We start from the raw sequence: 13,225 nt of genomic DNA on the forward strand, positions 1-13,225 counted from the left end.
CGTTATTAGAGCAGCCGTCCCTTATCCGGGCCGGCTCTCGATTTAGCTATTTTTTAAATAGTCCCTTTAAAACGAAAGCAATATTGGCCGGCCTCTCTGCAAGGCGGCGCATGAAATATCCGTACCAATCCGTACCATATGGAACATACACTCTTACCTTATATCCTTCTTTTACGAGTTCAAGCTGCTTTTCATTACGTATGCCGAATAACATTTGAAATTCAAATTGATCAAGAGAGATCCCTTGCTCTTTGACTAAGCTCTTCGTATAATCAATAATTTTATCGTCATGGGTGGCAACAGCTGTGTAATTTCCATTCAGCAGATGCTTCTTAATGATCTTTTTAAAATTACCATCGACATCAATTTTCTCTGGAAAAGCTATTTCCCGAGGCTCTTTGTAAGCTCCTTTAACAAGTCGTAGATTCGGGTTGTATGCATTCAACTCCTCAATGTCTTTCTCTGTCCGATAAAGATAAGCTTGTATGACCGTCCCCAGTTCATTATATTCAGCCTTTAAGTTTTTGAATACATCCAAAGTTGGCTGACAGCGCGGAAAATCTTCCATATCAAGTGTTACGAACACCCTATGGGTTTTGGCTTCTTCTAATATTCTTCTCATATTATTCATTACGACTTGTTCTGATATATCCATGCCCATCGACGTCAATTTCAAAGATAACTGTGAATCCAGATTTTTTCTGGAAATCATTCGAATGGCCTTTATACACTGATCTGCCATCTCATTTGCTTCTTGTTCATTATCAATGAATTCACCTAAATAATCGATGGTTACAGACAGCCCTTTTCGGTTTAAATCTGCGATAGCTGCAGCTGCCATATCCAACGATTCTCCAGCCACAAAGCGGGATGCCCCAAACCGCAATCCATATTTTTTCGCTGCCTTTGTCATATTTTTGTTCTTTGATAGAAAAAGAAATAGATTTCTTAATATTTGTTCCATCTGCATTCCCTCCGTATCTTTTCTTCGGAAAATAGATGTATTTCATAAGAATATTTTACCATTTAATTCAAATTCCAGATATCCAAACATCAAGAATAAAAAAATTGTTAATGGGAAAATTAAAGTCGTTTAGATAACACTTAAGGAGGTAGACTGATGGAACAACAAAATTCATTTAACAGCCAACAACAGTCCACCGGCTTCATGAAACAACCGCCGGAAATGGTTTCTGTAAAAGACAGTTTATACTTATCTGATATGCTTGCATGGAACCTGATTGCGATTAAAAAGGCACATTTTTTTGCGGCTCAATGTAAAGATCCACAAATTATTGATGCGTTAAACCGCTGTGGACTAATGCATCAGCGCCATTACGATACCATTCTGAATCATTTAAATCCAAACCAATATCAGAGTCAACAACAATTCCAGTAAGGAGGGTTCTTGATGCCCAACCAAAACAAAGTCCAAAATCCAGAGTCTCCTGTGGCAAAGACACCACAAATGAATGATCGGGATTTTATTAATGATATGCTTGCAACGGAGAAGTACTTCTGTAACTCTTTATCTGTTGCCCTACATGAAATGAGTAACCATGCGTTATTCCAAGACATTTTCTCAGTTTCGAAAGAAAATCAGGAGATGCAACGTGAGCTTTATAACCTTATGTTCGAAAAAGGCTGGTATAGTTTAGAAAAGGCTCAATCCAATAGCTTAAGCCAAACCTATCAACAGTTTTCGGGCTATAAAAACCAATTCCCATATGGATCAAACATTCAATAAGGACATATATATGAGCTGAGATGCACTATAATTCAGTTCCTTTTGTTTGTTTTCTCAATAGCTGTGGCAACAACCTCATTTAAAAGAGCCGGCCCACAGCGAAGCGTGGACCGGCTCTATATATTTAGATATCCGTTGAAAACATATACTTTTTATAGTGATACCTGATGCTGAATATTAGGCCCATGGCCATCATATTCCCCATTAGCGAGCTTCCTCCATAACTGATAAATGGAAGTGGAATCCCCGTAATCGGTAAAAGGCCTACCGTCATTCCGATGTTCTGAAAAACATGAAACGTTAACATGCTGATAACACCAACACAAATATATGTATAGAAGTTATTTCTCGTTTCCATTCCCGTTTTTGTTATATGGTAGATCAAAAGGAAGAACAAGGAGATGATGATACTTGATCCGATAAAACCAAATTCTTCTCCGATTATACTGAAGATGAAATCCGAATGACTCTCAGGTAAATACACTTCTCTCGACCCAATTCCCTTTCCTGTGGTCTGACCAGAGCCTATAGCTAACAGAGACTTGGTCAAGTGATAACCTTCAGCGCTCGCATAATTATAAGGATCCAGCCAGGAATAGATGCGGCCGAATTGATAGGATTTTACTCCCAAGTATTTTTCCAGAAGTTCTGGCTTCCAAAGTACAAAATATAGAATCGTAGAAGCGACAACAATTCCTCCTGAGACTATCGGAAGCAATATTTTCCATGAAACCCCTGAAATAAAAACCATTCCAAGCATAATCGACAGTATGACAAGCGCGGTTCCTAAATCCGGCTGTTGCATGATTAACAAAAGCGGAGCACCCGTCACAAGACCGATTTTAACAAGCAACCATAGATCCGTTTGAATCGTTTTCAGCGTGCTTTTGAGATGATGGTTTGATATAACATTTGCTAAAGCCAGGATCAGGAAAACCTTCATGAATTCCGATGGCTGAATCGAACCGACTCCCGGAATTTTGAACCAGCTTCTTGCACCATTTAATTTAGGTACGATGCTTTCCGGCATAAGGATCAGCAACAAAAGCAAAAACAATCCGAATCCATAGGCATACCAAGAAATTTTTTTCAACTGATCTGAATCTAGAGTAATAAACCCTAATACGATTCCAATTCCTACTATATACCAAAAAATTTGTTTAATTAAGAAGTTTTCAGCGTACTGTCCAGTCGTTTGGGCACTATAGATTGCTAAGCAACTTCCAACGCATAACAACAGCAATATTGTGACCAAAGAAAAATCTATTCGTGATGAAAATTTATTTTGTTCTTCCATACTTAACTCTCCCTTAAAAAGGCTCCTGCGATACATCTTTTAATACACTTATTCATTATACTTTAAACAAATAAAATCACAACTATATCGCAGAATAGATTACAGGCTGCATGGAGTTATAAGCATGCAGCCTGTTAGTTGGAGATACTAAGAATGTGATTCCATTGCGCTTCTGCGTTTCAAAAATCTACTGACTAATCCATGGCTTGGAGAAAAAAGAAATGCCAATCCGAATAACAGAGCGGCTGCACCTACCATGCATCCCGATATCGAGGCATCTAAAACGGTAGCTGAAAAGTAACCGATAATAGAACTGAGTATTCCAACCCCGATACTGACCAAAATCATCCGACTTAAACGGTCTGACAGCAAATAGGCTGTTGCCGCTGGTATAATGAGCATCCCGACTACCAAAATTGAACCTACACTATCAAAGGCGGCTACCGTCGTTAGCGAAATAAGGCTCATCAGTAAATAATGAAATAACAAAACCGGAATTCCCATCGCAGCCGCAAGTGATGGATCAAAGGAAACAAGCTTAAACTGTTTGAAGAAAAGAAAAATCAGAATAAGATTGAGAATAAAACAACTGCCAACAATCCAAACAGCTTTTGGTCCCGCCTCGAATCCGCTAATTGTCATCGTATTCCATGGAGTATAGGCAATTTCTCCATACAGGACATGCTCCAGGTCAAAATCGATTTGTTGCGTATACAAACTCACTAGTACAATCCCTGTTGCAAAAAGAGAGGTAAACACAATGCCGATTGCTGCGTCAGACTGAACGCCTGAAGATTGAAAAAGCTGGATTAAGAATACTGTAAGTAACCCTAGTGCCGCTGCCCCGATCAGCATTGGAACCGAGTCACGTGTCCCGGTTATTAAAAATGCCAATACGATTCCAGGTAAAACGGAATGACTGATTGCATCTCCAATCAATGTCATTTTTCTGACTATCAAAAAGCAACCTAATACACTGCAAGAACCCGCAACTAGTGCCCCGACTAAGATAATCCAAAAATCATTCATAATGGATGGCTCCCTTTCCTTTTATCCTGTTCGAGAGAATATTTCTTTTTCGTTGATAGCCTTCTCCATACAGTTGAAAGAACCCCACGTTTAGGAGCAAAAAGCATGGAAAAGAAAAACCATACCGTCGCGGACAAGACAATTAATGGACCTGTCGGCAAATTATTGACCGATGTACTGATTAACGTACCTGATACACCGCTCAGCATACCGAATATTCCAGACAGGATAACCATGATATGCAGCCGCTCTGTCCAGTACCTAGCAGAAACAGCCGGAGTAATGAGTAAAGATGCCATCAATACAACTCCTACTGCTTGAATACCGATGACCACGGCCGCCACGATCAGCATCATAATGAAATAGTCTAGAAAAACAACCGGTAAACCTATTCCCTTAGCAAATCCCGGGTCGAAGGACAGTAATTTAAATTCCTTAAAAAACACGGTACAAGTGAAGATGAGTATAAAGGAAACAGTCATCATCATATAGACATCCGACATGACCATTGATGCAGTCTGCCCAAATAGAAATGTATCCAATCCACTCTGGTTTCCATATTCACTCTGCTGGATTTGCGTAAGTAACACAATTCCAAAACCAAAAAATGAAGATAACACAATTCCGAGTGCAGCATCTTGCTTGATCTTACTGTACCTCGTAAGTACGCTGATTAGGAAAACTGCCACTAAACCAGCCAAGGCTGCTCCTATTAGAAAGAAGGAAGTAGATTTCACCCCAGTTAATATAAAAGCAACGCAAATTCCTGGCAATGCCGCATGTGCGAGCGTGTCACCAAGCAAAGACTGCTTTCTGAGGTAGGCAAAACTGCCGATGACTCCACTGCTTAATCCGAGGAACATCGTGCCAAGCAGAATCCACCGTGTATTCGGATCATTAATAATATCCAGTAAATTCATCATGTACACCTCATTTTAATAATAGACCGGACTGTGCATCTGATAATATCGCTAAGCGGCCCCCGTATGTTTCCTGTAAGTATTCGGGGATAAATACCTCTTTTGTCGGTCCAATTTTCATAACCTTTTTATTCAACAGCATCGTCCAATCAAAATATTCCTTTACTGTTGATAAATCATGGTGCACAACAAGAACTGTCTTGCCTTTTTCCTTCAATTCCATCAGCAATTGAATGATCGCTTTCTCTGTTGCTGCATCTACCCCTACAAATGGTTCATCCATAAAATAAATATCCGCTTCTTGTGCTAAAGCACGAGCTAGAAAAATCCGTTGCTGCTGCCCGCCTGAGAGCTGGCTTATCTGGCGGTTAGCGTATTCAACCATCCCCACTTTATCCAAGCATTCCATTGCCTTATGTCTTTCAGCCTTTCCTGGTCGCTTTAACCAGCCGAGGTGACCATACCTGCCCATCATCACGACATCGAGCGCATTGGTTGGGAAATCCCAATCTACTGACTCCCTCTGTGGTACATAGCCTATACTCTTCCTCATCGATTTATAGGAAGATCCACTGATTGTGACTTCCCCGGATAGTTTAGGAATCAGTTCGAGTATCCCCTTTATTAATGTGGATTTCCCCGCTCCATTTGGACCTATGATACCGATTAGATTCCCTTCCGGCACCTCAAATGAGACATCTTCGACAACCGGTTTTTTATGATAAGCTATCGTTAAATTTTCTACCTTCAGAGCTGCCTGATACATTCTTTCTCCCCCTTATTTCAAAGCATTAACAATGGTATCGGTATTATGACGGACCATACCGATATATGTTCCTTCTTCAGTGCCTTTTTCCCCCATCGCATCCGAGAATAGTTCACCACCGATTTTCACTTTGTGACCTTGCTTTTCAGCTCCTTGAATAACCGCCTCAATAGCCTTCCTTGGCACGCTAGACTCTATGAATATTGCTTTAATTTTATTCTTCACAAGATAATTCCGCATATCAGTCACATCTTTTGACCCATATTCCGATAGCGTATTAACCCCCTGTAGCCCTCTTACTTCCAATCCATATGACTTGCCGTAATATCCAAATGCATCATGTGCCGTAACGAGCACTCGCTGATCTTCTGGTATTTTATTTATTTCACCCTGTACATATTTATCAAGTTCCTTTAACTGCAGAACATAAGCTTCATAATTTTCTAGATAACTTGCTTCATGGTCAGGATCATTGGCAATTAACTCTTTCTTTACCGCTTCCGCTGCAACCATCCAGAGCTTTACATCAAACCAAACATGCGGATCATGTTCCGTTGCACTTACTTTACGAAGTTGTTCCTCCTTGAAATCCTCCGTTACCGCAATCGTCGGTTTATCCTTGCTCATCATTTCAAAGATATCCGTCATTTTCCCTTCAAGGTGCACGCCGTTATTAAAAATCATGTCAGCTGAATCCAGTGTCTTCACATCACCCTGTGTTGCCTTATAAAGATGGGGATCGACTCCCGGTCCCATTAAACTAGTGACCTCCACATGTTTACCGCCAATATTCTCAACCAAGTCCCCAATCATCCCCGTTGTTGCGACGACATTTAACTTGCTATTGCCTTTATCTTGTTCAGTCGTATCATTTCCGCACCCCGCTAAAATGATCACAGCAGCAAGTACGCCACCAATAGTTTTTAAAAACCCCATCCTTATTCCCTCCCTTTTTCATCTTCCTAAAAATGTTTACCAAGCGCAAAATTTAGCTCAAAATTTTTTTCTGTCTATCACATTGTCGTAAATGCTAAAAAGTTTCCCGTACACAACTTATTTTATACTATACACAAATGTACTAAAAAAGTGCAACATTTTTATCTTTGACCACTATTCTTTATCATAGGATTTTGTCGAATGAAAATTATTTACACATTTTCAATTTGTAAAGTATACTTTACGTAAAGCTAGCTTTACATTTCTGAAAGGAGTTTAAGAATTTGAAAAATAACATTCGGGAACTACGCAAAGCGCATCAACTTACACAAGAAAAGCTGTCCGAACTTACAGGCGTGTCCCGACAGACGATTATTTCTATAGAAACAGGAAGATTCGACCCTTCCATCAAGCTTGCTTACAAGCTAGCGAAAGTGTTTCAACTGGCCATTGAAGATATATTTATATTTGAGGAGGAGTTATGATGGAGGATTTTAACTGGGGGGCCTTTTTAGGAATCACGCTTGGGATTATTTGCGGACTGACTGGATTATGGTGGGGACGCCGTGCCGCCGCCAAGCAACGGGGATTAGATGAACGATTTGACCTCATCCGAACTAGAGCACGGGCATCCAGTTGGTTTTTCCCAATTATTGGGACGTGCTTTTTTTTCTTGTTATTGCTTTTTGGAGTGAAGCTCTCTGTTGCAGCTGTCCTTGGCATTCTATTGTTCATTCATCTGGGCTCATGGGCGATCTTCGTTCTTTATTATCAAGCGAAGTTATAAGCCGTCAACATTCCATTCATTTTTCCGACTTCAAATATACTGCGAAGTAAGCTAATCCCAATTCGATACCGCATAGTACGATCAGACAGAGTAAAGTTTGGACCATCCTAATCTCCTCCTCTAAGACTTTTTTCAATCTTAAAGGATGAAACCCATACCAGAACAAGACCCTGAATAAAGAAATCTTTAGTTCTCTTATTCTCGCCTCTTGCTCTGAAATGGGTTTCATACGATACAATAAAAAAAAGAAAAAACGGTGATCCTATGACAAATATTAAAGAAATTGCTCAATATGCAGGTGTGTCCGTCTCCACAGTGTCTCGTGTAATGAATAATCACCCATATGTTAGTCCTGAAAAAAGAAAGAGTGTTTTACAGGCCATTGACCAATTAAACTATTCGAGAAATATCAACGCCATTCATCTTTCAAAAGGCAAAACGAATCTAATCGGCGTCATCATTCCCTTCACCAATCACCCCTATTACGGAGCAATCGTGCAAGGAATTACAAAACAAGCCAATGCTATCGGCTATCATATAGTCATCTTTCAAACACAATATGAAAGAGAAAAAGAAATTCAGGCATTGAATATGTTACAAATGAAGCAACTCGATGGCATTATCGTTTGTTCAAGAATTTCAGAAATGAAAGTCCTCTTGGACTATCAAAAATATGGACCAATTATCTTATGTGAAGATACAGCCCAGGCTGAATTATCGTCCATAAGCATTGATCACTATGCCGCTTTTTCCTCTGCACTTGAATACGTGGTTGCTAAAGGATATAAGAAAATTGGATACAGCCTCGGGCGAAAAAAGAGCAGAAACAGCTCCCTTCGTACAAAGGCGTTTAACGATATTATGAATAAGTATCATCTTTTAAATAAAAAAGAATGGCTGTTTGAAGGCAGTTATCACATCAAAGATGGTGAAAAATTGTTCCAAGATTGGAATTCTATGATAGATAAACCAGAGGCTATCATCATTACTAATGATGACAGCGCGTCCGGATTCATTCTTACTGCCAACAAATTCGGAATGAAAGTACCAGAAGACGTGGCCATTCTAGGTTTTAATAATGATAGCCTCAGTGAGATGCTCGATATCACAACCGTTTCCTTACCGCTTGATTGGATTGGCAAAATGGCTGTTGATCTATTTGAAAATCCTGAAGTTATCAGACATGTAAAATTAGATTATACTCTTATGAAACGAAAAACTATTTGAATTATCTTAATTATCCAAATAAAAGATGTTTAAATGACAAACATTTAAACACCAAATTCAAGTGATACATTTAAAAACTAGGAAAAAATAACCTTGAAAAATAATCATTGCGCTATCTATAAGATTATTTTATAATTTTAATATAGTAAAGTTTACTCAATGACCTGCTGACATAGAAGTAATTGTTTGAACTTTATATTGAAATCGTATAGGTTGACTAGAAGTTGACGCAACGATTTATATATTTAGTATAAGAAAATTGAATACTTCCTCATTTACCGATGAGTTAGAGGCTGCGGCTTATAAAAGTAGTACGGACGAGATTCAGGAAAATTGACGACTCCGTTTGAAAGGATAAGTTGCCGAAGTTTAGATATGGTCCTTGTATATCTAGGCTGGCGGTGTTACCGAATAGGAACACCACTGTCACGTTTTATTAACGTGGGGAGCTATCTTCGGAAGGATAAACGGGTTTATTATAAACAGCCGTCGATCTTTTTCGACTGCTGTTTTTTTATATATCGTTCCCTTCCAATAAAAAGGAGTGTAACATCAATTGTCAAATTCACAAACAACATCAAATCCCACTGAGTTGAAAAGGAGCCTGAAAGCACGTCACTTAATGATGATTTCATTAGGTGGAACGATTGGAACAGGTTTATTTTTAGCAAGTGGCGGTGCCATCCATACCGCTGGGCCTGGAGGTGCTTTGGCAGCATACGCAGCCATTGGCTTCATGGTTTATTACTTAATGACAAGTCTTGCAGAAATGGCAGCATTCATGCCAGTAGCCGGTTCGTTCCGTGTCTACGCATCCAAATTCGTCGACCCATCTTTCGGCTTCGCGATTGGCTGGAACTATTGGTATAACTGGGCCATCACAATTGCAGCTGAACTGGCTGCCGTTGTCCTAATTATGAAATTCTGGTTCCCGGACAGCTCGTCCATTATCTGGAGTGCCGTTGCGTTAATTATTATGTTTCTTTTTAACTATATGTCTGTTAAAGGATTTGGCGAAGCTGAATTCTGGTTTGCTTTAATCAAGATCGTGACCGTTATCATCTTCTTAATCACTGGATTTCTAATGATTTTCGGAATCCTGGGGGGAAATGACCCAATTGGTTTTTCTAATTTCACCATGGGAGAAGGTCCATTTAATGGAGGCTTCTTCACAATTCTAGGAGTATTCATGGCAGCAGGTTTCTCTTTCCAAGGAACAGAATTACTTGGAGTTACAGCCGGCGAAAGTGAGAATCCGGAGAAAAATATCCCTAAAGCGATCAAGTCCGTTTTTTGGCGCATCCTTTTATTCTATATCCTTGCGATTTTTGTAATTGGAATGATTATTCCGTTCACAGATGCACGTTTATTAAGCGAAGATGTTGCCGTCAGTCCATTTACACTTGTATTTGAACGCGCAGGTCTTGCGTTTGCGGCATCGGTCATGAACGCAGTTATATTGTCATCTGTGCTCTCTGCTGGTAACTCCGGCATGTATGCTTCAACTCGTATGCTATGGGATTTGGCCCGCGACGGAAAAGCTCCGAAATTCCTTGGCAAGCTCGATAAAAGAGGGGTACCAGTGAATGCTCTTATCGCGACTTCTTTAGTTGGTTGCCTCGCTTTCTTAGCTTCATTTTTCGGTGACGGTGTAGTTTATATTTGGTTATTAAATGCTTCAGGTATGGCTGGATTTGTCACATGGGTTGGAATTGCGATTGCTCACTATCGATTCCGCAAAGCCTATGTAGCTCAAGGTCTTGATTTGAATGCTTTACCATACCTTGCTAAAGGATTCCCAACTGGACCGATCTTCGCGCTCGTCCTATGTATTTTCATTATCATTGGACAAGGCTACCAAGCTTTCAGCAGCAGCGGGATTGATTGGAATTCCATGTTTGTTTCTTACATTGGCCTGATCTTATTCTTCGCCCTATGGTTCGGCTATAAAATTAAGTATAAAACTAAAATCATCCCACTTGAGGAATGTGATTTTAAAGTAAAATAAGCGTTTTAAAAGGACCTGATTTCTTCTTCAAGAGGAATCAGGTCCTTTTTTTATCATTTCCCACCAGAAGACTCCCTCTTCAAGCGTGTGAAGGGCGAGAGCCCAACGGTAAGGAGAGATGAATGGCGGTTGGCATAAGCCAAAGTAATCTTTTGGCAAACATACGTTCTGTGGTTAATAATAACTATAAGGGGGTGAAACCAATGGTCGTAAACAAAGCTTATAAATTTCGAATCTATCCAACTAAAGAACAACTAGCTCTAATCAATAAAACGATCGGCTGCTCCCGTTTTGTCTATAACTTCTTTCTAGGCAAACAAAAGGAGAAAGATGCCTACTGGTATATTTGTGAAGAAATGAAGCAGAACAGCCAATTATCCTCTAATGAATGGAAAGGTTCTTTTCTGAATAAATACGCAACAATCAAAGAACTTCCAGCTTAAAGAAAGAGTATTCTTTCCTGAAAGAAGTAGACAGTATTACCTTACAGAAATCGGTGGAAAATTTAGCAGATTCCTATAGTCGATATTATAAAAAGCAAAACAAGTCACCACGATCGAGATATTAACGCAGGACTCAATCTAATGAATGAAGCCATAAGGCTTCTAACCGTAGGAACTACGGGAATAGCCTAATTAAAAATTGGCCGATAGGCTAATGTTCTTAGGAATCCCCCACTTCAATCAGACCGTAAGGTCGATAAGTGGGGGGGAGTTCAATTCAAATGATAAACACGGCATTCAAACGGTCGCAGAGGTTTAACGGAAATTTCCTCAATCGGCAGTTGTTCATAATTGCCGATTAACAGTGTAGCAGACATTGTATCTAACCCTTCAGGTATGGAATAGGAAGCTTCATAGTCTTTGAAATTACATAACACCAGCAGCTTTTCTTCATCAAGTGTTCTCGTATAAGCAAATATTTGTTCATCATTAGGCCATAGTAGTTCGTAACGGCCATAAACGACGATTTCATGTTTTTTACGTAATTGAATAAGCTTTTTATAAAAATGAAAGATGGAATTCGGATCGTTATAGGCTTTTTCTGCATTGATCTCCGGATAATTAGAATTGACACCGATCCAAGGAGTTCCCGCTGTAAACCCCGCGTTTCTTGAGTCATTCCACTGAACAGGTGTCCTCGCATTATCTCGACTGCGCGCGTAAATGGCCTCTAGCATCCGCTCTTCTGTCCATCCACACGAATTCACAAGTTCCTCATAAGAATTCAGCGTTTCAATATCGCGGTATTCATCTATTCTTTCAAAGCAAACGTTGGTCATACCCAGTTCTTCGCCTTGATAAATATAGGGCGTTCCCTGAAGCATATGCAGACAAACAGCAAGCATTTTTGCGCTTTCTACCCGATACTTCCCATCATCTCCGAACCTTGAAACAATTCTCGGTTGATCATGGTTATTCCAGTATAAACTGTTCCAACCATCCTCCTCTAAACCAATCTGCCACTTGGAAAGAATCCGCTTTAAGTCACTCAATTCCCACTTTTTGTTACTCCATTTCCCTTCTGGTCCTCCCCCCAAATCCATATGTTCAAATTGAAAGACCATATGTAGCTCACCACGTTCTTTCCCTGTGAACAATTGAGCTTCATCAGGTGATACACCAGGCATTTCACCAACCGTTATCAAGTTATAACCAGAAAGCACTCGCTGATTAATTTCCTGCAAAAACTCATGAATGCGCGGACCATTCATGAAAAATGGACTTCCATCACCATGCTGCTTCCCATACCGGACATCCCCGTCCAAATATCGCTGATCTTTCGAAAGGAAGTTAATAACATCCATTCGGAAGCCATCGACTCCCTTATCCAGCCACCATTTCATCATGCTATAAATTTCTTCACGAAGCTCAGGATGTTCCCAATTTAAATCCGGCTGTTTTTTACTGAATAAATGCAAATAATATTCATCCGTTGCCTCATCATATTTCCACGCCGAACCTTTGAATATGGATTCCCAGTTATTTGGCTCCTTTCCATTCTTCCCAGGTCTCCAAATATAGTAATCCCTCTTCGGATTATCTTTAGAAGACCGGGATTCCTTGAACCATGAATGTTCATCTGACGTATGATTGACCACAAGATCCATCATGATTTTCATTCCACGTTCATGAACTGCCTTCAATAATCGGTCAAAATCACTCATTGTCCCAAACTCAGTCATAATCGAACGATAATCACTAATATCATAACCGTTATCATCATTGGGAGATTGGTAAACCGGAGAAAGCCATATCACATCTACACCCAGCTCCTGTAAATAATCAAGTCTCATCAATATTCCTTTCAGGTCCCCTATCCCGTCTCCATCGCTATCCATAAAACTCCTGGGATACACCTGATACACAACCGCCTCTTTCCACCATGTTTTGTCCATTTCCTCCACACCCTTCATTAAGCAAATTGACATAAATGTTTACATCAATACACCTATTATAAAGAGCGAAACTTCAGAATATTCTTGATTAACGAATCTATTTAAGGAAT

General features: G+C 39.8%; 13 protein-coding genes, 1 pseudogene and 1 riboswitch. Of the genes and pseudogenes, 7 read left to right on the top strand and 7 right to left on the bottom strand.

From position 1 onward, the window contains the following. Window positions 1–46 precede the first annotated feature (46 nt). Complete coding sequence (locus JFV29_RS25880; RefSeq protein ID WP_201187237.1) at window positions 47–964, bottom strand: proline dehydrogenase family protein; 918 nt, start codon at window positions 962–964, stop codon at window positions 47–49. 156 nt (window positions 965–1,120) lie between these two features. Here JFV29_RS25880 and JFV29_RS25885 point away from each other — a divergent pair, with 156 nt between their 5' ends. After that, window positions 1,121–1,399: a hypothetical protein gene (locus JFV29_RS25885; RefSeq protein WP_162878703.1), complete on the top strand. Its 279-nt coding sequence runs from the start codon at window positions 1,121–1,123 to the stop codon at window positions 1,397–1,399. Window positions 1,400–1,411: 12 nt separating this feature from the next. Further along, window positions 1,412–1,747 (top strand): spore coat protein, encoded by a 336-nt coding sequence (locus JFV29_RS25890; protein WP_201187239.1) that lies wholly within the window; start codon window positions 1,412–1,414, stop codon window positions 1,745–1,747. 124 nt (window positions 1,748–1,871) lie between these two features. Here the strand turns inward: JFV29_RS25890 and rodA are convergent, their stop codons facing one another. The 5 genes from rodA to JFV29_RS25915 form a co-directional block, all read right to left on the bottom strand. Next, window positions 1,872–3,044 carry a rod shape-determining protein RodA gene (gene rodA / locus JFV29_RS25895; RefSeq protein WP_201187241.1) on the bottom strand — a complete coding sequence of 391 codons (1,173 nt, stop codon included), beginning with the start codon at window positions 3,042–3,044 and terminating at the stop codon, window positions 1,872–1,874. 147 nt (window positions 3,045–3,191) lie between these two features. Then, window positions 3,192–4,073 carry a metal ABC transporter permease gene (locus JFV29_RS25900; protein WP_207205178.1) on the bottom strand — a complete coding sequence of 294 codons (882 nt, stop codon included), beginning with the start codon at window positions 4,071–4,073 and terminating at the stop codon, window positions 3,192–3,194. Then, window positions 4,070–4,996, bottom strand: a complete 927-nt coding sequence (locus tag JFV29_RS25905) for a metal ABC transporter permease (protein ID WP_053348671.1) — start codon at window positions 4,994–4,996, stop codon at window positions 4,070–4,072. Before JFV29_RS25905 ends, JFV29_RS25900 begins: the two co-directional genes overlap by 4 nt. A 7-nt stretch (window positions 4,997–5,003) precedes the next feature. Beyond that, window positions 5,004–5,759, bottom strand: coding sequence for a metal ABC transporter ATP-binding protein (locus JFV29_RS25910; protein WP_056524634.1), 756 nt, complete (start codon window positions 5,757–5,759; stop codon window positions 5,004–5,006). 12 nt (window positions 5,760–5,771) lie between these two features. Then, entirely contained in the window at window positions 5,772–6,695 is a 924-nt protein-coding gene (locus JFV29_RS25915) for a metal ABC transporter solute-binding protein, Zn/Mn family (protein WP_201187242.1), read from the bottom strand. A 284-nt stretch (window positions 6,696–6,979) separates the two neighbouring features. Here JFV29_RS25915 and JFV29_RS25920 point away from each other — a divergent pair, with 284 nt between their 5' ends. The 5 genes and pseudogenes from JFV29_RS25920 to JFV29_RS25940 form a co-directional block, all read left to right on the top strand. Continuing rightward, window positions 6,980–7,180, top strand: coding sequence for a helix-turn-helix transcriptional regulator (locus JFV29_RS25920; protein WP_056524628.1), 201 nt, complete (start codon window positions 6,980–6,982; stop codon window positions 7,178–7,180). Beyond that, window positions 7,180–7,482, top strand: coding sequence for a hypothetical protein (locus tag JFV29_RS25925; RefSeq protein WP_201187243.1), 303 nt, complete (start codon window positions 7,180–7,182; stop codon window positions 7,480–7,482). The genes JFV29_RS25920 and JFV29_RS25925 overlap by 1 nt, the downstream gene beginning before the upstream one ends. 264 nt (window positions 7,483–7,746) lie before the next feature. Continuing rightward, on the top strand, window positions 7,747–8,709 hold the full coding sequence (locus JFV29_RS25930; protein WP_201187244.1) for a LacI family DNA-binding transcriptional regulator: 963 nt from the start codon (window positions 7,747–7,749) through the stop codon (window positions 8,707–8,709). Window positions 8,710–8,988: 279 nt separating this feature from the next. Further along, a riboswitch (Lysine riboswitch) is annotated at window positions 8,989–9,169 on the top strand. A 96-nt stretch (window positions 9,170–9,265) separates the two neighbouring features. Next, window positions 9,266–10,717, top strand: a complete 1,452-nt coding sequence (locus JFV29_RS25935; protein WP_242485361.1) for an amino acid permease — start codon at window positions 9,266–9,268, stop codon at window positions 10,715–10,717. Between the two features lie 203 nt (window positions 10,718–10,920). Beyond that, a pseudogene (locus JFV29_RS25940) lies at window positions 10,921–11,273 on the top strand (helix-turn-helix domain-containing protein); the annotation flags it as partial. Between the two features lie 159 nt (window positions 11,274–11,432). On the opposite strand, the gene JFV29_RS25945 reads toward JFV29_RS25940, so the two are convergent. Next, window positions 11,433–13,115 (bottom strand): glycoside hydrolase family 13 protein, encoded by a 1,683-nt coding sequence (locus JFV29_RS25945; protein WP_201187245.1) that lies wholly within the window; start codon window positions 13,113–13,115, stop codon window positions 11,433–11,435. Window positions 13,116–13,225 lie beyond the last annotated feature (110 nt).

It is taken from the genome of Peribacillus sp. TH16 (assembly GCF_016651095.1).
Taxonomy (GTDB): Bacteria; Bacillota; Bacilli; order Bacillales; family DSM-1321; genus Peribacillus; species Peribacillus butanolivorans.

Bases quoted from the DNA above. Each gene is read 5' to 3' on its own strand.
- JFV29_RS25880 (WP_201187237.1), bottom strand. From the start codon at position 964: ATGGAACAAATATTAAGAAATCTATTTCTTTTTCTATCAAAGAACAAA.
- JFV29_RS25885 (WP_162878703.1), top strand. From the start codon at position 1,121: ATGGAACAACAAAATTCATTTAACAGCCAACAACAGTCCACCGGCTTC.
- JFV29_RS25890 (WP_201187239.1), top strand. From the start codon at position 1,412: ATGCCCAACCAAAACAAAGTCCAAAATCCAGAGTCTCCTGTGGCAAAG.
- rodA (WP_201187241.1), bottom strand. From the start codon at position 3,044: ATGGAAGAACAAAATAAATTTTCATCACGAATAGATTTTTCTTTGGTC.
- JFV29_RS25900 (WP_207205178.1), bottom strand. From the start codon at position 4,073: ATGAATGATTTTTGGATTATCTTAGTCGGGGCACTAGTTGCGGGTTCT.
- JFV29_RS25905 (WP_053348671.1), bottom strand. From the start codon at position 4,996: ATGATGAATTTACTGGATATTATTAATGATCCGAATACACGGTGGATT.
- JFV29_RS25910 (WP_056524634.1), bottom strand. From the start codon at position 5,759: ATGTATCAGGCAGCTCTGAAGGTAGAAAATTTAACGATAGCTTATCAT.
- JFV29_RS25915 (WP_201187242.1), bottom strand. From the start codon at position 6,695: ATGGGGTTTTTAAAAACTATTGGTGGCGTACTTGCTGCTGTGATCATT.
- JFV29_RS25925 (WP_201187243.1), top strand. From the start codon at position 7,180: ATGGAGGATTTTAACTGGGGGGCCTTTTTAGGAATCACGCTTGGGATT.
- JFV29_RS25930 (WP_201187244.1), top strand. From the start codon at position 7,747: ATGACAAATATTAAAGAAATTGCTCAATATGCAGGTGTGTCCGTCTCC.
- JFV29_RS25945 (WP_201187245.1), bottom strand. From the start codon at position 13,115: ATGGACAAAACATGGTGGAAAGAGGCGGTTGTGTATCAGGTGTATCCC.